Below are 18137 nucleotides of genomic sequence, written 5' to 3' on the forward strand. Positions count from 1 at the left end.
TTCATCATGACGGCTGGCTGTTAGAATGCCGCTTTTGTAATGTCTCTCTGATTAATCCCTGAGGAACCTGTGGTCGATTTAAGCCAGCTGAACCCCCGTCAACGTGAAGCCGCCAAGTACATTGATGGCCCCTTGTTAGTGCTTGCTGGTGCGGGTTCTGGTAAGACTTCAGTGATTACCCGAAAAATTGCCTACCTGATTGGTAGCTGTGGCATCAAGCCACATCATATTGCGGCGGTAACCTTTACCAATAAGGCCGCGCGGGAAATGAAAGAGCGGGTTGGTTCTCTGGTCGGGAAAGGTGGTGCAAAAGGTCTGACGGTATCGACCTTCCACAACCTGGGCCTGAATATCATTCGTTTTGAAAACAAAAGCGCTGGCTACAAACCCGGTTTCTCCATTCTTGATCAGGACGACTGCAAAGGCATTATTCGTGATGTGATGCACCGCGAGCATGGCGATGATGGTGACATGATCGAGCTGGTACAAAACGCCATCTCAAATCTGAAAAATGATCTGATTGAACCTCAGGCTGCCATCAACATGGCACAAAGCCCACAGGAGATGTTGATTGCTCAGACCTATGAAGTTTATCAACGGATGCTCAAAGCCTATAACGCGGTCGATTTTGATGATCTGATTATGGTGCCTACGTTGTTGTTTATGAAACACGAAGAGGTGCTGTCACGTTGGCAGAAAAAAATCCGTTATTTATTGGTTGATGAATATCAGGATACCAATACCAGCCAATATGAATTGGTAAAAATGCTGGTGGGCAATCGAACCGGGCTGACGGTAGTCGGTGACGACGACCAATCTATTTATGCCTGGCGTGGTGCTAAACCTGAAAATTTATCGTTATTAAAAAAAGATTTTCCGACGTTAAAGCTAGTAAAGCTTGAGCAGAATTATCGTTCTACCGGTTTGATTCTGAATGCGGCCAACAAAGTGATCGATAATAATCCACACGAATTCGAAAAAAAGTTGTGGTCGGATAAAGGTTACGGCGATCAAATTCGTATTCTGAAATGTCGCAACGATGAAGTGGAATCAGAACGCATTGCTACTGAAATTGTAGAGCGACGTATGCGTTATGGCTGTGGCTATAAAGACTTCGCTGTTTTATATCGTGGAAACCACCAGTCACGCGCGATTGAAATGAAGTTACAGGCCTATCAGGTGCCTTATAAACTCAGCGGTGGGCAGTCGTTTTTTGGCCGTAATGAGATTAAAGATATTATGGGTTATTTACGGCTATTAATTAATCCCAGCGATGATGCGGCTTTTTTACGGATTATTAATACACCTCGGCGTGAGATTGGCCCGACGACTATTGAAAAGCTCAGTGAATACGCTGCCATGCGTGGTATTTCGATGATGTCCGCCACGACTGAAATGGGTCTTGAGCAAGTATTAATGCCCAAGGCGGTTGATCGCCTGCGTCGTTTTGGTCACTGGCTGGAAAATATCACCAAAAATGCCTACACCGATGATCCGGTGGCCGCGATCAAAGAAATGATTTCTGATATCGACTACGAAGGGTATTTATTACAAAATTCTGGCACGCCAAATCAGGCCGAACGGCGCATGAAAAATGTTTGGTTCCTGATTGATTCGATCAACAAAATGGTTGATCAGGCGGAAGAGGTGGGTGACGAACTCACCATTGAAGATGCTGTGGGTAAATTAATTCTGCGCGATATGATGGAGCAGCAGGAGCAGGAAGACGAAACCGATCAGGTTCAGTTGATGACGTTGCATGCTTCAAAAGGTCTGGAATTTCCTCATGTTTATATCATGGGTATGGAAGAGGAATTAATGCCGCACCGTAACAGCATCGAAGCCGATACCATCGAAGAAGAGCGACGTTTGATGTATGTGGGCATTACCCGTGCGAAACAAACGCTGGCGCTTACCTATGCAGGCAAACGCCGCCAATATGGCGAAGCGGTTTCGACAACACATTCCCGTTTTCTGGATGAATTACCATCGGACGATATTACCTGGGAAGGCCGTGATGAAGCCTCCGCTGAAGAGCAGAAGCAGCGAGGGCAGGAAACACTCTCGAGCCTGAGAAATATGCTGTCGGATTTTTAACAGCGGTTAAAAATCCCCCCACTGGAACTGAAACACACTGAGCGCTGCTAAGGCAGCGGTTTCAGTTCTCAAGACGCGTGGCCCTAACGTTAATCCGGCAAACCCGGCATCAAAGGTTTGCTGTACTTCGGTTTCGCTGAAGCCGCCTTCCGGTCCGACTAACAACGCCAGACTGGTGGGTTGGGAATAATCACTCAGCGGCTTTTGTTTGTGCGGATGCAGAGTGAACTTTAACTCGGTGTTTGTGCTTTCACACCACTGGGAAAAATGCACGGGAGTATGAATCACAGGAACATGGTTGCGCCCGGATTGTTCGCAAGCTGAAATGGCGACACGTCGCCAATGCGCCAGTTTTTTCTCCAGCCGATCGCCTTTTAATTTCACTTCACAACGCTCACTCCATAACGGCATGATTTCCTGAATACCCAGTTCCGTTGCTTTCTGGATGGTGAAATCCATCCGGTCGCCTTTGGAAATGACCTGGCCCAGATGTAAGGCCAAAGGTGTTGGCTCGTCGCTTTTTAAAATATCGGTAATCTGAGCATTCGCGTGTTTTTTGCTGACATCACATAGCTGTGCGGCGTATTCATGGCCGTCGCCATTAAACACCCGAATCGCATCGCCATCATTCAGACGTAATACCCGAATCACATGGCCAACAGCCACGTCGTCGAGAGTAATGGTTCGGTTGAGTGCCAGTGGTTGCTCAGAGAAAACGCGAGGGCCAGACATGGGGATTACTCAGAGTGAAAAGGGCAATTATAGCGGGTTTAAGTTGGCGTCGGGGGTTTAAGTTGGCGTCGGAACGAAAGTTGAAGCGAATCCGAACCTGGCAAATTTTTCTTCCGCCACCCCGAAGGCACATCCCTGTGCCTGCCGGGTGGTCACAGCATCCTGCTGTTGCTACAGAAAAGCTTCACAGGCTCGGCTTCTTGAATAGTGTCACGACCCTTATCGGGGGCAGGTGAGTGGTAGTTACTCATCATTCGCCGAATCTTCACTGCGCAACTTCAGATGGCGGTTCTGCAGTTGGAATAAATGCTGAATCAGTACTTCCTGTTCCGATTCTTTTAAATCATGGAAGTCGATACGCACCAGATTTTGCTCATCCGGCTGTGAGGCTTTTTCGATTGATACCACACGCCCGGTTAATGATAACTCGGTGTTGGAAGGCTTCAGTTGCATATGCAGTAATAAATGGTCTTCCTTTTCCACATTTTCATAGGTGTGGAACGCCATACCACAAGCACTCAGGTTAATTCGGGTGCGGGCTTCAGTCGCACTCAGGTCGCGCTCACTGGTTCCCGGTAAGTGGCTGGCACCCAGCATATTAATTTTCTGATTAAACAGCTCCAGCAAACGACCCATGGTTGGGTTTTGTGAACGCAGCTGGCTGATATGGGTGCCTATTTCCTGTTCCAGCTGGGCAATTTCATCTTTTTTTTGCTGATGGCTTTCGCGCCATGCCGCAACGTCTTCCCGGCTGAGCGTTTCAAAATCCAGTATGACTTCGTCATCAAGACGAAAAAATCGGCGTCTATCTTCCATCACGTTATTGTTTTCCTGTATGGCTCAACCCTTGTGTTCTGCAAAGGTTTAAAAAATTTCATTTGGACTTAACTCAAAGTCCTCCGGCCTTGCATTTAACGCATCTTCGACACGGTTATCGTCGGCCTGAATTTCCGGCTTGTCATCATCATCGTTTTCACGTTTGCGCAGAATAATAATTTCTACCCGACGGTTACGCGCCCGACCTTCCGGACTGTCATTCTCAACCAGTGGTACTTTGTCTGCGTGACCAACAATCTGAAAACGGTTTTCATCCATTTCCGGGGCAATAAATAATTCTTCCGCGAATGCCGCTGCACGTGCAGTCGACAGACCCCAGTTTGAGCGAAAACGTCCACCCTGAATGGGGATATTATCGGTATGGCCTTCCACCGAAATTTTTCCCGGGACTGTTACCAGAACTTCACGGATTTTGTCGATCACCGGTAAAAACCGATCTTCGATATAGTCTGAACCAGAACGGAAGGCGCCTCGTTGTTGGATGCGGATAATAATTTTTTTGCCAGAGGTCTCGATTTCTACCTGACCTTCAGCAATTTCATCCTCCAGCTTGGCGGCCATTTCCAGTGCTTCCTGTTCGGTTGCCTGACTGTCCACTTCGCTGCTTTTCACCACAACTTCACGGGTGAGTTTGCCTTCATCGCCCTGAGATTCTTCCTGCTGGGTGACTTCATCCTGACACAGTACTTCCAGTGAACTCTTCGTAATATCACTGGTTTTCTGGCGGATTTCATTGATCGGTGTCGGTTCCGGAATCGACGGGCTGAAATGCCGTGCAATCACCGATGTTCCTTTCGGCGGATCACTGACGTTAATCAGTGTCTGCACACCAAACGCTTCACGCAATTCACCGGCCAGTCGTTTGAATTTCAACGCGTCCATTTCTGAAAACGACAGCAACAGAACGAAGAAACACATCAGCAGCGACATCAGGTCGGCGAATGTCATTACCCAGGCCGGTATCCCGGCGGGACAGGGGGGGCACTCTTCTTCTTCGGCAGACATAAATTTCTCAGCTTGTTACATCAATATCAGCGTTTATGGGCAGTTACTTAGGGTATCGGCTCAGAGTGTCTTATTCTGAAGAAACCCGTTTCCCTTCCTGAATATAGGATTGCAGCATGGTTTCGATCACCCGTGGATTCTGACCACTCTGAATCGCTAACAGGGCATCAATGATCATCGATTTGAGACGATCTTCTTCATTCATGCGCAGGGTTAATTTGTCGGAAATGGGAAGGGCGAACATGGTCGCCATCATGGCGCCGTACAGGGTGGTTAAGAGGGCAACCGCCATTGCCGGGCCAATGGATTTTGGATCGTCCATGTTGGCGAGCATGGCAACCAGACCAATCAGAGTACCAATCATGCCCATTGCCGGGCCAACATCACCCAATGCCAAAAAGATGGAGGCCCCCAAATCGTGACGATCGGTGGATAACTTCTTTTCTTTATTTAATAGGGTGCGCACCACATCCGGGTCGTGACCATCGACCAGCAGCTGGATACCTTTGGCGAGAAAATCATCGCTGACTTCCTTACCTTCCAGCGATAACAGGCCGCCTTTACGTGCCAAACCTGCCAGCTCCACCACCTCTTCAATGACGGGTTCTGGCTTGCTGAGCTTAAACATAAAGGCTTTGCCCATGACCTTGGCGGCACCTAACACTTGCCCCAGCTCATATTTCATCATCACAGCAAAGATACTGCCGACAATAACAATCAGCAGTGACGGCACGTTCACAAACATGCTGATGTCACCACCAAGAATCATGGAATAAATAACAATGCCAAAAGCGCCGACTAATCCGACTAACGTTGCGAGATCCACTACTGCTCCTTGCGATTCCTGCGAGAAGAAATGAAATTACGTAAAACAAAACTCATTAAAGAGTTTAGACAATGTTTGCGGTTATTCCTGTTTGATTGCTGATTAAGCCGAATTGCAATCTGTCAGCCGTGGGTTTAGTGTTGCCGCATCTCAACAGGCCTGCTGCTATGACTGAACACACAACAAACAACACAACACCTTCATCCACCGCTTCGGAAAGCGATCAACAGTTTGAATTTGAGCAGGCGCTGGGGCAGCTTGAACAGTTAGTACTGCGTATGGAAAGTGGTGAGTTGTCACTGCAGGACTCGCTGCAAGCGTTTGAGCAGGGAGTCCACCTGACCCGACAATGCCAGCAAGCACTCTCTGCGGCGGAGCAGCGGGTACAGATTCTGATGGAGCAGAATGGCGAATCACAGGCATATCCATTTAACGGCGGGGATCAGCATCATGCGTGATCAGCTGGCCCAGGCGCAGCAGCGGGTTGAAGCTCAGTTGCTGAAAGCATTGGCCGGGTTAAATCTGGCTGATGACCGTTTGGCGGATGCCATGAAATACGGCTTACTCAATGGCGGTAAACGCTTACGTCCATTTTTGGCTTATGCCACGGCTCAGGCGTTGAATGGTACTTGGCAACAAGCCGATGCTGCCGCTTGTGCGTTGGAGATGGTGCACAGTTATTCACTGGTGCATGATGATTTACCAGCGATGGATGACGATGATTTGCGTCGGGGGAAACCCACCTGTCATATCGCCTTTGATGAAGCGACGGCCATTCTGGCGGGAGATGGCCTGTTAACCGCCGCATTTGAAGTGCTGGCTGACAGCCCTCTGTCTGACGGTCAGCGCCTGCAACTGATTCGTTTGTTGTCTAAAGCCGCTGGTGGTGCCGGAATGGTGGCCGGGCAAGCGATTGATTTGAACCATGTGGGCCAGTCGATGACCCTGGCGCAGCTGGAAAATATGCATCGCCATAAAACCGGGGCGCTGATCCGTGTTGCGGTGGAAATGGGCGCCTATTCGGTACAGGAGACAGTTGAAGCTGATGTGTTGGCTGCTCTCAGGCAGTATGCCGAATCCATTGGTCTGGCGTTTCAGGTACAGGACGACATTCTCGATATTGAAAGTGATACCGCCACGCTGGGTAAAACTCAGGGGGCAGATCTGGCGTTGAACAAACCCACCTATCCGGCACTATTGGGTTTGGATGGTGCGAAACAAAAAGCCCAGGAGTTGGTGGCCGAAGCACAGCAGGCCTTACAGGTGCTACCGGGTGATACTTCGGTGTTGGCGGTACTGGCAGATTATATTATTCAACGTGACCATTGATTCGGGTCACTTACCTTTCTGATGCTACTCATTGTGGGTGTGAACCGTTAGAATGTGCGCCCTATTTAAAAGCGCAGCAGCCTCTTGCTGATATAACAAGCGCTGTGACCGGATGTGTGAGATTTGATGTTTACCGAAATTCCAGCTTCCCGACCATCAACGCCGTTGTTGGACAGCGTTAATCTGCCGGCTGATGTTCGTGGTTTAGATCAAGAACAGCTGCCGCAGTTGTGTCAGGAATTGCGCGAATTTCTGCTGTACAGCGTCGGGCAGTCGGGCGGCCACTTTGGTGCCGGGCTGGGTGTGGTAGAACTCACGGTTGCCTTGCATTACGTCTTTAACACTCCGGACGATAAGCTGGTCTGGGATGTTGGCCATCAAGCTTATCCACATAAAATACTGACGGGTCGTCGTGAACAGATGACCCGTATTCGCAGTGCCGAAGGCCCGGCGGCGTTCCCGCTACGCAGTGAAAGTGAATACGATACTTTTGGCGTGGGTCATTCCAGTACTTCGATCAGCGCCGCGATGGGCATGAGCCTGGCGATGCGCGCTCAGGGCAAAGACAGCCAGGCCGTTGCTATCATTGGTGACGGTGCCATGACCGCTGGCATGGCGTTTGAAGCGTTAAACCACGCGGGTCATGAAAAGTCGGATTTGTTGGTGATTCTCAACGATAACGACATGGCGATCTCCGATAACGTTGGTGCATTAAACAAATATTTCACTCGCTTATGGTCGAGCCAGACCTACAACTCCCTGCGTGAAGGGGGTAAAAAGGTTTTGGGTAAATTGCCTGCCGGTTGGGAATTGGCACGTAAGACCGAAGAGCATATGAAAGCCATGGTGGCTCCAGGGATCATCTTTGAAGAGCTTGGCTTTAATTATTATGGTCCGATTAACGGCCACGACACCGAAGAGCTGGTGCATACCCTCGATAATCTGAAAAAGCTGCCCGGACCAAAATTCCTGCACGTGGTGACCAAAAAAGGCAAAGGCTTTGCGCCAGCCGAAGCCGATCAGATTAAGTATCACGCGTTAAAAAAAGCCGGTTCCGCTCCTTCAGCCGCGCCCAAGCCCACTTACTCCAATGTGTTTGGTAACTGGTTGTGTGATATGGCGGAAGCCGATGAGCGCTTGATGGGCATTACGCCAGCGATGCGTGAAGGCTCAGATCTTATTCGTTTCTCCGAGTTGTACCCACAACGTTATTTTGATGTCGCTATTGCCGAGCAACACTCGGTGACACTCGCGGCAGGGTTGGCCTGTGAAGGGGCAAAACCGGTACTGGCTATTTATTCTACTTTCTTACAGCGTGGTTATGATCAGCTGATTCATGATGTGGCGTTGCAGAATCTCGACGTCTTGTTTGCCATCGACCGTGCAGGACTAGTGGGAGAAGATGGTCCGACACACCATGGAGCTTATGACCTGAGTTATCTGCGTTGTATCCCGAATATGGTAGTGATGACGCCATCGGATGAAAACGAATGCCGTCAGATGTTGTATACCGGCTATCAATATCAGGGCCCTGCTGCGGTGCGCTATCCTCGCGGTTCGGGGACTGGTGTTGTGCCGGATCAGGCTATGACGGCTCTGCCGCTGGGCAAGGGTCGAGTCTGTCGTGAAACTCAGGCAGAAGCCGGAAAGCGTGTCGCCGTATTGGTGTTTGGTGCGCCATTAAATACCGCGTTACAAGTCGCTGAAACGCAGGATATTACGGTTGCTGATATGCGTTTTGTGAAGCCACTGGATACGGAGTTGGTAGAGCAGCTGGCAAGTACGCATGATTACCTGATCACATTGGAAGAAAACGCCATCGCCGGTGGTGCAGGCAGCGCTGTACTGGAACATTTATCCACACATGGCATCACAACACCTTGCCGCGTGTTAGGTATTCCGGATCGTTATATTGATCATGCTGCTCCAGCGCAGCAGCTCGCGGATGTTGGTTTAGACAGCGTAACCCTGATCGATACCATCAACAGTCTGATAAAGTCCTGATTCTTTATCTCTGTGTCTGATACATCACGTCGTAGTTAATCTCATAAACAGGGATGAATTTGACATCCCTTTCTTCGCTTTTGCTGGCAGTTGCTGCTTAACTGAAATAACAACATTATTTTCAGGGATTAGCAGGTGCTGCGAATCACTTCTCTGCTTCATCTTGCAATATCGGTGTTTGTCGGATTGCTCTTATTGCTGCTGGCTGAAGCGAGCATGGAACTGGCAGGGCGAAATTCTGAAAGTGATAATTCTGTTAAAAATAATCCTTATCTGCTTTTTCTCTATGTCGTGTCATTTTTTGTTGCCGGTGGACTATGGCTGCTTTTGAGAAAACTCACTCAAAAATCTCAAGCTGTTGTTGTGTTGAAACAACAGTTTGATGATGCCCAGCAACAAGTATCCGATGCTGAAGCGACGTTGGCGGAGCAATTGCAACTGACGGCCTATAGTCAAAAAGAGTTGCTGAAAAGTAATTATGAATTACAAAATCTGAACCGAAAGCTGGAGGCTGCTAAGGATCAGGCGCATTTGTCAGAACGCTTAATTAATTTGGGTGAGGTTTCGGCAGGTATTATCCATGAGATTAATAACCCGGTTGCTTATGTCAGTAGTAATTTGTCGGAACTTGATACCGATCTGAAATCTTTATTAGCGTTTGTTGCGGTATTAGATAAAGCATCGGATTCCCTGGATGTAAATTCTGAATTTTACATACAGTTATTAAGTGCTTTTCAGGAGTTGGGTATTCAGCAGGTATTGGCTGATGCACCCGAGCGCTTGAACGATAGCCTGCAAGGTATCGAGCGTGTACGGAAAATCATTCAGGATATGAAACGCCTCAGCAGCCGCGGAGATCAGGACAAAAAATATTGTGATCTTAATGTTGATATTCACAGTGTGATGAATATTGCATCCAGTCGTTTGAAGCATGGCGTATCACTCACAACAACATTTACTGAGTTGCCAGATGTATTTTGTAATGCGTCACAAATCGCTCAGGTGGTTACAAACTTAATTGTGAATGCAATTCAGGCGTTTGAAGACAATTCGGGTGAGATTCATTTCAGCGAATACGTTGAAGGCGACTATATTGTATTACAGGTGTCCGATAACGGCCCGGGTATGGATGCAACCACAGCCGAGCGTGCGTTTGATCCTTTTTTTACCACTAAGGATGCTGATCAGGGAACCGGTATTGGTTTATCCCTGTGTTACAAATTAATTGAAGAACATCACGGCAGAATTGATTTAACAACAGCTCCCGGAGAGGGGGCTTGCTTCACGATTTATCTGCCAATAAATCATGATGGAGAAAACGATGCTCAGCCAACCTGAAACCGGGTTTGAATTTGCGGAAGAAAAGCGCGGCCGAATTCTTATTGTTGATGATGAAGAGCCAGTGCGTCAGGCGCTGAAACGCTTATTTCGTCGTGGTTATGATGTTGAGGTGGTTGCCAGTGGTGAAGAAGCGCTGCAGCTGTTAAACCAGGAGTCATACGATGTCGTGATATCAGATATGCGTATGCCGGGGATGAATGGTGCTGAATTATTAAAAAACTGTTATCAGCGCTGGCCGGAGATGATCCGTATTTTGTTAACTGGATTTTCTGAGCTGGAGTCTGCGATCAGTGCCATTAATGATGGCAAGGTCTACCGCTATGTTGCCAAGCCCTGGGACAATGATGAGTTAAAAGGTGTTGTTATTGAAGCCCTGGATATTCGTGATCTGAAGTTGTCCAATGATGCTTTAAATGCACATATTGTCGAGCAGAACAGTGAGTTATCCCGTCTTAATAAAGAGCTCGAAGAAAAACATCAGCAGGAAGTGGGTGAGGCCGAAAATAAACTGCACGACGCCTTGCGTTCACTGCACCAGGAATTTAACAGCATGGTGCACATTCTGGTGGGCATGATTGAATCCCGACTGGGAGAGGATAAAGGTGGGTCAGAAACACTGGCGCGTATGGCAAAATCATTTGCTGAATTTTCAGGCCTTAGCGGTGAGGCGATTCAGGATGTGTATTATGCGGCGTTGCTGAAAAACTTTGGCAAAATCAGTTTCTCTGACAGCATCGTACAAAAATCATTAACACAAATGAGTCCGCAAGAGAAAAAGGAATTTGCACGTTTTAGTATTACCGGGCAAACCTCATTAATGATGTTGGAGCCCTTACAGAATGCCGCTAACATTATTCGCTCACATACTGAACTTTATAATGGTCGCGGTTTCCCCGATCGCCTTTCCGGGGAAGCCATTCCTAAAGAAGCAAGAATCCTGCGCATTGTCAGTGATTACGCTGAGTTGCAGAACGACCATAATTTTCTGGGGCAGAAACTCACCGCTGCGGATGCACAAACCTATCTGCTCAAGATGTCAGGGCAGCGCTACGACCGTGAGTTGGTTGATGTGTTTATGGAAGTGTTGAAAGACTTTTCCGAAAGTGTGGTATCGAATGTTGAGCGGGTTGCTGTTTGTGATGCGCGTGTTGGTATGGTGTTGGCTGGTAATCTGGTCAGCCCGGCAGGAGTGGTGCTGTTGTCGGCGGATACGCAATTAACTGAGCGCCACGTTGATAAGTTACATACTTTACAGCGCCAGTTCGAAGGCCATCAGCTGACGCTGCATATTCATCGCCAGGATGTGGCCTGAATCAGGCCTCGTCATCCTGGTGTGTGATGATGTCACCGTCTTTAGGCAAAAAATGACCTAACTTACTTGCCTTGGTTTTCAGGTAACCATCGTTGTGAGGGTTACGGCCGACTTCCAGCGGCACACGTTCAACCACATCGACTCCGGCATCGGATAACGCTTTCACTTTGCGTGGATTGTTAGTCATCAGACGAATGGCTTTGATGCCTAACGTATCGAGCATCGGCTGGCACATAAAATAGTTACGCATATCAGCACCAAAACCGAGCTGTTCGTTAGCTTCAACGGTGTCAGCGCCCTGATCCTGCAAATTGTAGGCTTTCACCTTATTCAGCAGACCGATACCACGGCCTTCCTGGCGTAAATACAGCACCACACCCCGGCCAGCCTCAGAGACAGAACGCAGCGCTTCTTCCAGTTGATAGCCACAATCACAACGCATCGAAAACAAGGCATCACCGGTAAGACACTCAGAGTGTGCACGAGCCAGTACCGGCTCACCATCTGCAATGTCACCCATGGTTAAGGCAACATGCTCTTTACCACTGCTGGTTTCTTCAAAACCATGCATAGTAAATACACCAAACGGTGTTGGAAGCTTGCAGGAAGCGATGAATTTAATGGTCAAAATACTAACCTCTGGCGTACCCAGCGTTTGAAACAGGGCGCGTATTCTAGCAGTCAAGCCACGCTGTGACTAATTTAGCGTTAGAATAGAGTGTCTCACTGGCTTACTGCTTGAATACACACGCTTATGTTCTGGTTCGTTTTATGTTTTGGGTAGTTCTCTTTCTGACATTATTGCTGGCGCTCAGTTTGCCGGGCATCTGGGTGCAATACGTGTTGAAGAAGCACAGTCGGCATCGGCCCGAGTTTCCCGGAAACGGTGAAGACATGGCGCATCATTTGTTGATGAAGCTGGGAATTGACGGTGTTGGGGTTGAGGTCACTCCCGACGGTGATCATTACGACCCACAGCACAAAATGGTTCGTCTGAGTGCAGACAAAATGGAAGGTAAAACGCTCACCGCAGTGGTGGTCGCAGCACACGAAGTGGGTCATGCACTGCAACATCATCGTCGTGAGGCTATGTTTCAGACACGGACACTATTGGCTCATCTGACTTACTGGGCACAGAAAACGGCTCCCCTGGCGTTGATGGCAGCTCCACTCCTGATCAGCCTGGCTCCGGCGGCATCTCGTTTAGCACTGGTGATTGCAGTTGGAGCTATGTTGTTGGGTACCGTGATGCATCTACTGACGCTGCCGGTCGAATGGGATGCCAGTTTTAACAAGGCGCTGCCTTTGTTGGAAGAGGGAGGCTACTTTAATGAGCAGGATATGGCTTCTGCGCGTCAGATTCTGAGAGCTGCAGCGCTGACCTATGTGGCTGGTTCGTTGGCCAGTTTATTAAACGTCTGGCGTTGGTTGCGTTATTTACGGCGCTAGCGAAGCGCTATCTAGCAGGCTGTTGAAAAATGTTTCTGAGGAAGCCAGAACAAGGCAAAAATCAACGAAAACGCGCAGTTTATAAGTAATAAATGAGCATTTTGAGCTGATTTTTAACGCCGTAATGGCAACGTAAGTAGTTTTTCAACAACCTGCTAGTCACTTGCCAGGCTCCAGAGCAGCCGGCAACGGTTCATATAGGCTGGCATCATGCTGGTTTCTGGCTGCGGGAAAACCTCGGCACTGTCCTGGCATAATTCACTGATTAACACTCCTGATTGCTGATTCAGGCGTGCTACCTGTTGCTGTAAGGCCAGTGATTGTTGCTGCTCGCTGGCTAAACGTTGGCGAACCTCTCCGATTTGTTGATTGAGCTGAGTGTTAAGGGTTTGCTGCTGGCTCAGTTGCTGTTGTTGTTGAGTTATCTGCTGATGTTGCCGTTGTAGCAGTTGTTGCTGCTGATCCAGAGCCGTCAGCCACTGTTGGTGAGCCTGTTCCTGGCGCAGCAGGTTCTGGCTCAGGGTTTCCTGCAATAAGTGTTGATGCAGAGATTGTTCACTCAGCTGTTGTTGCAGGTGGGTTAACTGCTGCTTCTGGTTCATCAAAAAACTGCCCAGCGCGACGACCGCACAGACCGCAATAACCAGAGTGGAGGAAATTAACACTTTTAAGGAACGATGGATGGGCGAGGTGTTTGTGTCGTGCTGGTGTCCTGAAGTAGATATTAGCGTTTGGGGTCGTGTTCCTGGTTCTTGATGTAATGCACCTGGTTCATGTAGTAATACGGCTTTGGCCTGGCGTAACTGGCTCAGGTGTTGTTCCAATTGCTGCTGTTCCGCCTGAGTATCAACCCTGGCCAGCTCCAGTGCACAGTTGCGGTATTGGTGCTGATAAGCCGCCTGAATATCGCCTGGCTTATTGCTAAGTGTGCCTAATAATTGTTGCGCATCATCTGCGTTCAATGATACTGAGTGAAGGTGTTGAAAAGCAGAACTCATCCCTGATCTCCGGTTTCATAATGGCCGTAAAGCCATGATATTAGCGTTACCGCAAGCCGATTCAATCAGCCAAACAGCCGAGTTATTCAGGCTGTTTGCATGCGCTTTCTTGTGCGGTTGTCATAAAACTGAAATCTCTCTGTCATGCAGATTGTTCGTTGTCATATTTCTGTAACATTGCTGTCAAATAATGCCCGCCATCAAATGATCAACTACCGAATACCGCACAGCGGTGAAAGAAGGAAGTCACTATGAAAAAAGTACTGTTGACCGGCGCGGCTGTAATGGCTGCAGCACTGAGCACTGCTGCTCAGGCTGAACGTGATTACATCAGCATTGTTGGTTCTTCAACCGTTTACCCATTCTCAACCGTTGTTGCTGAGCGTTTTGGTAAGTCGACTGACTTCCGCACGCCTAAAGTTGAATCAACCGGTTCTGGCGGTGGTCTGAAGCTGTTCTGTGCGGGTGTTGGCGGCAGCACTCCGGATATCACCAACGCTTCTCGTGCGATCAAGTCGTCTGAAATCAAACTGTGTGCGAAAAACGGCGTAACTGAAATCGTTGAAGTGAAAGTAGGCTACGACGGTATCGTACTGGCAAACACCAAAGCAGCTGACCGTATGGAATTGAGCCGTAAGGATATCTTCCTGGCACTGGCGAAAAACGTTCCAAACCCAGACGGCACTGAAACTCTGGTTGAGAACCCATACAAAACCTGGAAAGACGTAAATCCAGCTCTGCCTAACCGCAAGATTGAGGTATTAGGTCCACCACCAACGTCCGGTACTCGTGACGCATTTGTTGAGCTGGCAATGGAAGGTGGCTGTAAGAAAGTTCCTTTCATCAAGGCAATCAAAAAGCAGGACAAGAAGAAGTTCAAAGCAATCTGTCACGGTATGCGTGAAGACGGCGCTTATGTTGAAGCGGGTGAGAACGATAACCTGATCGTACAGAAGCTGGTGGCTAACCCGAATGCACTGGGCATCTTCGGCTTCAGCTTCCTGGAGCAAAATTCTGACAAGGTTCAGGGCTCTAAAGTTGACGGCAAGCTGCCAACGTTTGACGCCATTTCTGAAGGCGATTACCCGGTTAGCCGCTCATTATTCTTCTACGTGAAGAAAGCACACGTCGGTGTGATTCCAGGTATCGAAGAGTACCTGGCTGAGTTCACCTCTGAGCGTGCGATGGGTGAAGACGGTTACCTGGCAGATAAAGGCATGATCCCTATGATGGATGACGAGCGTGCCGAAGTGGTTTCCAATGTGAAAAACCTGAAACCAATTGCTGCTAAATAATTAGCGACCGCATACAATGCGGGCCTTTGTTCGATGCTTAAGCCGGGGTTTTTACACCTCGGCTTTTGCACGTTAAATACACTCACGAAACGCCATGAGCTAACACCATGAATTACAGTAGCTTAATCATTGCGATCCTGATCTTTTTCGGGGGCGCCTATTTGCTTGGCCGCAACCGTGCCCGGGCAATCGCAAATCAGGGAGGTAAATTACACTCTCTGCCGACTCATTACGGTGCCTTAGTGTCACTCTGGACCGGTTTGCCGGCATTGATTTTGTTGATCATCTGGAGTCTGTTGCAAGGGCCGGTGATTGATACGCTGCTGGTGGCTCAATTGCCTGCATCCATTCAACAAGGCACGCCAACGGATATTCAGCTGGCGTTGAGTAAAGTGCACAACCTGGCAACGGGGGCGGGAGTGAGTGCGGATGCTTCACTGGAGCCTGCGGTAAAACACCTGTTGGCACTGGAAGAGCGCACCCGATTATTAAATGCCGGTGCGGTTGTGATGCTGGCGCTGTTGGGGCTGGGTTACAGCTGGCGTCGAATTCAGCCACAGATGCGTGCCCGTACTGAGGTGGAAAGCATTGTTGGAGCGTTATTGTTATCCAGCTCGGGTGTGGCGGTATTAACCACGGTAGGCATTCTGGCATCAGTGTTATACGAAGCCTGGATGTTCTTCCAGAAAGTCAGCCCGATTGAATTCTTATTTGGTACCACCTGGTCTCCTCAGGTTGCATTGCGTGCCGATCAGTCTGGTTCATCCGGTAGTTTTGGTGCTGTGCCGCTGTTTGCCGGTACCTTGTTAATTTCCTTTATCGCCATGGTGATTGCGGTTCCAGTGGGCTTGATGTCGGCTATTTATTTGTCGGAATACGCCAATGAAACCGTGCGTAAATACGCCAAACCGGCGCTTGAAGTACTGGCCGGTATCCCTACGGTAGTTTACGGCTTCTTTGCTGCGTTAACCGTTGCCCCGGTGATTCGCGGGCTGGGTGAAAGCATGGGCTTGGCAGTTTCTTCCGAAAGTGCTTTGGCGGCTGGTTTGGTGATGGGGGTGATGATCATTCCATTTGTCTCATCCTTGTCTGATGACGTGATTAATGCGGTGCCACAATCCTTAAGGGATGGCAGTTACGGCCTGGGTGCAACACGCAGTGAAACCGTACGACAAGTGGTTATTCCGGCGGCGCTGCCGGGTATTGTGGGTGCGGTTATGCTGGCCGTTTCCCGTGCGATTGGTGAAACCATGATTGTTGCCATGGCGGCAGGCCTAGCGGCCAACCTGACGGCGAACCCGCTGGATAGCGTGACTACCGTAACCGTTCAGATTGTTACCTTGCTGGTGGGTGACCAGGAATTCGATTCACCGAAAACACTGGCGGCGTTTGCATTAGGTCTGGTGTTGTTCCTGGTGACACTGACGCTGAACTATTTTGCCCTGAAAGTTGTACAGAAATACCGAGAGCAATATGACTAATTCATCCAACTTAACGACGCGCGAAAAAGTTGAAAAAAGCATGGCGAAACGCCGTGCGGCGGAAACGCGCTTCCGCGTATATGGTATGGCTTCGATCCTGTTTGGCCTGTTATGCCTGGTGGTGTTGTTTGGCGATATTCTGTCAAAGGGTACTTCGGCGTTCAGCCAGACCGTGGTTGAACAAACCGTTCTTCTGGATGCGGATTACCTTGGGCTGACGGCCCAATCCAGTGAAAAAGAAATCCGTGCCGCCAACTTTGAAGGTTTGATTAAGCGTCACCTGAAAAAAACGTACGAACCTAAAGGTCGTAAAAATCGCCGTGCGTTATACGGCATGGTGAGTGCAGGTGCTTCCTGGCAGTTGATCGAAGCGGTACAGGCCAACCCTGAGTTGTTGGGTAAAGAACTGAGCATCGCTTTACTGGCAGATGATGCCGTTGACCAGTGGTTTAAACATGACCGCGAGCGTGGTTATAACGATCAGTTTAACGAGTTTCAGCTGACGGTTCTGAATCAATGGATCGATGAAGGGCAGCTGCATACACGTTTCAACAAACTGTTTTTCACCAATGGTGACTCGCGTGAACCTGAGCTGGCCGGTATTCACGGTGCAATTAAAGGTACCTTACTGACGTTACTCGTGACCTTCCTGTTATCGTTCCCGATTGGTGTGGCAGCAGCGATTTACCTGGAAGAGTTTGCTCCGCGTAATCGTTTTACCGAGCTGGTGGAAATTAACATTAATAACCTGGCTGCCGTACCGTCGATCACCTTTGGCCTGTTAGGTCTGGCGATCTTTATTAATATTTTTGGTGTGGCCCGTTCTACCCCGTTAGTCGGTGGTTTGGTTTTAACTCTGATGACCTTACCGACCATTATTATTTCCGGTCGTGCCGCGATTAAAGCCGTTCCGCCGAGCATTCGCGAAGCGGCATTTGGTTTGGGTGCATCAAAAATGCAGGTGGTATTCCACCATGTGTTACCACTGGCGCTGCCGGGTATGTTAACCGGTGCCATTATTGGTATGGCGCAGGCATTGGGTGAAACTGCACCCTTGCTGATGATTGGTATGATTGCCTTTGTTGTTGATGTACCTGGCTTTGTGAATGATCCTTCGACGGTATTGCCGGTACAGATCTTCTTGTGGTCTGACAGCCCGGAACGTGCCTTTATGGAACGTACTTCAGGTGCCATTATTGTGCTGCTGTGCTTCCTGATTGTAATGAATACCGCTGCGGTTTGGTTACGCCGCCGTTTGGAGCGTCGCTGGTAAGCGGCCTGTATTGAATATCCAGTAGCTATTCAGGCGGCGCAGTAAAATATTCAGAGCAAGGCAAAAATTGTGAGTTTATCGCTATAAATGATCAATTTTGAACGTAGCTATGTATATTTAAATGCGTGGGCTGGATGGCTACATAAGAATTTAACGAA

At 48.9% G+C, this 18137-nt stretch carries 16 protein-coding genes; 10 read left to right on the plus strand and 6 right to left on the minus strand.

Annotated elements, in window-relative coordinates; translation table 11 throughout:
- Positions 1-69: 69 nt before the first annotated feature.
- Positions 70-2097: a DNA helicase Rep gene (gene rep / locus KFF03_RS01420; protein WP_255858495.1), complete on the plus strand. Its 2028-nt coding sequence runs from the start codon at positions 70-72 to the stop codon at positions 2095-2097.
- Between the two features lie 6 nt (positions 2098-2103).
- Here rep and KFF03_RS01425 read toward each other — a convergent pair whose 3' ends face one another.
- From KFF03_RS01425 to pomA, 4 genes are all read right to left on the minus strand, one after another.
- The gene (locus KFF03_RS01425) at positions 2104-2829 is read right to left on the minus strand and encodes a 16S rRNA (uracil(1498)-N(3))-methyltransferase (RefSeq protein ID WP_255858496.1); all 726 of its coding nucleotides are present in this window, start codon (positions 2827-2829) and stop codon (positions 2104-2106) included.
- Positions 2830-3072: 243 nt separating this feature from the next.
- Positions 3073-3645 (minus strand): PilZ domain-containing protein, encoded by a 573-nt coding sequence (locus KFF03_RS01430; RefSeq protein WP_255858497.1) that lies wholly within the window; start codon positions 3643-3645, stop codon positions 3073-3075.
- A gap of 48 nt (positions 3646-3693) precedes the next feature.
- Entirely contained in the window at positions 3694-4671 is a 978-nt protein-coding gene (locus KFF03_RS01435) for a flagellar motor protein MotB (protein WP_255858498.1), read from the minus strand.
- 70 nt (positions 4672-4741) lie between these two features.
- A complete protein-coding gene (gene pomA / locus KFF03_RS01440; protein WP_255858499.1) occupies positions 4742-5497 on the minus strand; it encodes a flagellar motor protein PomA in 756 nt (251 codons plus the stop codon).
- Between the two features lie 167 nt (positions 5498-5664).
- Between pomA and KFF03_RS01445 the strand changes: the two genes are divergently transcribed.
- From KFF03_RS01445 to KFF03_RS01465, 5 genes are all read left to right on the plus strand, one after another.
- On the plus strand, positions 5665-5955 hold the full coding sequence (locus KFF03_RS01445; protein WP_255858500.1) for an exodeoxyribonuclease VII small subunit: 291 nt from the start codon (positions 5665-5667) through the stop codon (positions 5953-5955).
- On the plus strand, positions 5948-6826 hold the full coding sequence (gene ispA, locus KFF03_RS01450; RefSeq protein ID WP_255858501.1) for a (2E,6E)-farnesyl diphosphate synthase: 879 nt from the start codon (positions 5948-5950) through the stop codon (positions 6824-6826). The genes KFF03_RS01445 and ispA overlap by 8 nt, the downstream gene beginning before the upstream one ends.
- Positions 6827-6952: 126 nt before the next feature.
- Positions 6953-8830: a 1-deoxy-D-xylulose-5-phosphate synthase gene (gene dxs, locus KFF03_RS01455; RefSeq protein WP_255858502.1), complete on the plus strand. Its 1878-nt coding sequence runs from the start codon at positions 6953-6955 to the stop codon at positions 8828-8830.
- Between the two features lie 135 nt (positions 8831-8965).
- Positions 8966-10168, plus strand: coding sequence for a sensor histidine kinase (locus KFF03_RS01460; protein WP_255858503.1), 1203 nt, complete (start codon positions 8966-8968; stop codon positions 10166-10168).
- Positions 10152-11483, plus strand: coding sequence for an HD domain-containing phosphohydrolase (locus tag KFF03_RS01465; protein ID WP_255858504.1), 1332 nt, complete (start codon positions 10152-10154; stop codon positions 11481-11483). Before KFF03_RS01460 ends, KFF03_RS01465 begins: the two co-directional genes overlap by 17 nt.
- Position 11484: 1 nt before the next feature.
- On the opposite strand, the gene ribA is transcribed toward KFF03_RS01465, so the two are convergent.
- Positions 11485-12111, minus strand: a complete 627-nt coding sequence (ribA, locus tag KFF03_RS01470) for a GTP cyclohydrolase II (RefSeq protein ID WP_255858505.1) — start codon at positions 12109-12111, stop codon at positions 11485-11487.
- A gap of 143 nt (positions 12112-12254) precedes the next feature.
- Here ribA and KFF03_RS01475 point away from each other — a divergent pair, with 143 nt between their 5' ends.
- Positions 12255-12932 (plus strand): zinc metallopeptidase, encoded by a 678-nt coding sequence (locus tag KFF03_RS01475; protein ID WP_255858506.1) that lies wholly within the window; start codon positions 12255-12257, stop codon positions 12930-12932.
- 155 nt (positions 12933-13087) lie between these two features.
- Here KFF03_RS01475 and KFF03_RS01480 read toward each other — a convergent pair whose 3' ends face one another.
- On the minus strand, positions 13088-13930 hold the full coding sequence (locus KFF03_RS01480) for a hypothetical protein (protein WP_255858507.1): 843 nt from the start codon (positions 13928-13930) through the stop codon (positions 13088-13090).
- A 251-nt stretch (positions 13931-14181) separates the two neighbouring features.
- Here KFF03_RS01480 and KFF03_RS01485 point away from each other — a divergent pair, with 251 nt between their 5' ends.
- The 3 genes from KFF03_RS01485 (at position 14182) to pstA (ending at position 17979) form a co-directional block, all read left to right on the plus strand.
- A complete protein-coding gene (locus KFF03_RS01485) occupies positions 14182-15225 on the plus strand; it encodes a PstS family phosphate ABC transporter substrate-binding protein (protein ID WP_255858508.1) in 1044 nt (347 codons plus the stop codon).
- A 107-nt stretch (positions 15226-15332) separates the two neighbouring features.
- A complete protein-coding gene (gene pstC / locus KFF03_RS01490; RefSeq protein WP_255858509.1) occupies positions 15333-16706 on the plus strand; it encodes a phosphate ABC transporter permease subunit PstC in 1374 nt (457 codons plus the stop codon).
- Positions 16699-17979 carry a phosphate ABC transporter permease PstA gene (gene pstA, locus KFF03_RS01495; protein WP_255858510.1) on the plus strand — a complete coding sequence of 427 codons (1281 nt, stop codon included), beginning with the start codon at positions 16699-16701 and terminating at the stop codon, positions 17977-17979. The genes pstC and pstA overlap by 8 nt, the downstream gene beginning before the upstream one ends.
- Positions 17980-18137: the final 158 nt, after the last annotated feature.

The sequence above is a fragment of the Bacterioplanoides sp. SCSIO 12839 genome (assembly GCF_024397975.1).
GTDB lineage: Bacteria > Pseudomonadota > Gammaproteobacteria > Pseudomonadales > Oceanobacteraceae > Bacterioplanoides.

Coding starts and splice junctions, on each gene's coding strand:
- KFF03_RS01445 (WP_255858500.1), top strand. CDS start 5,665: ATGACTGAACACACAACAAACAACACAACACCTTCATCCACCGCTTCG.
- KFF03_RS01465 (WP_255858504.1), top strand. CDS start 10,152: ATGCTCAGCCAACCTGAAACCGGGTTTGAATTTGCGGAAGAAAAGCGC.
- KFF03_RS01480 (WP_255858507.1), bottom strand. CDS start 13,930: ATGAGTTCTGCTTTTCAACACCTTCACTCAGTATCATTGAACGCAGAT.
- pstA (WP_255858510.1), top strand. CDS start 16,699: ATGACTAATTCATCCAACTTAACGACGCGCGAAAAAGTTGAAAAAAGC.
- KFF03_RS01485 (WP_255858508.1), top strand. CDS start 14,182: ATGAAAAAAGTACTGTTGACCGGCGCGGCTGTAATGGCTGCAGCACTG.
- KFF03_RS01430 (WP_255858497.1), bottom strand. CDS start 3,645: ATGGAAGATAGACGCCGATTTTTTCGTCTTGATGACGAAGTCATACTG.
- dxs (WP_255858502.1), top strand. CDS start 6,953: ATGTTTACCGAAATTCCAGCTTCCCGACCATCAACGCCGTTGTTGGAC.
- KFF03_RS01435 (WP_255858498.1), bottom strand. CDS start 4,671: ATGTCTGCCGAAGAAGAAGAGTGCCCCCCCTGTCCCGCCGGGATACCG.
- pstC (WP_255858509.1), top strand. CDS start 15,333: ATGAATTACAGTAGCTTAATCATTGCGATCCTGATCTTTTTCGGGGGC.
- ispA (WP_255858501.1), top strand. CDS start 5,948: ATGCGTGATCAGCTGGCCCAGGCGCAGCAGCGGGTTGAAGCTCAGTTG.
- KFF03_RS01475 (WP_255858506.1), top strand. CDS start 12,255: ATGTTTTGGGTAGTTCTCTTTCTGACATTATTGCTGGCGCTCAGTTTG.
- KFF03_RS01425 (WP_255858496.1), bottom strand. CDS start 2,829: ATGTCTGGCCCTCGCGTTTTCTCTGAGCAACCACTGGCACTCAACCGA.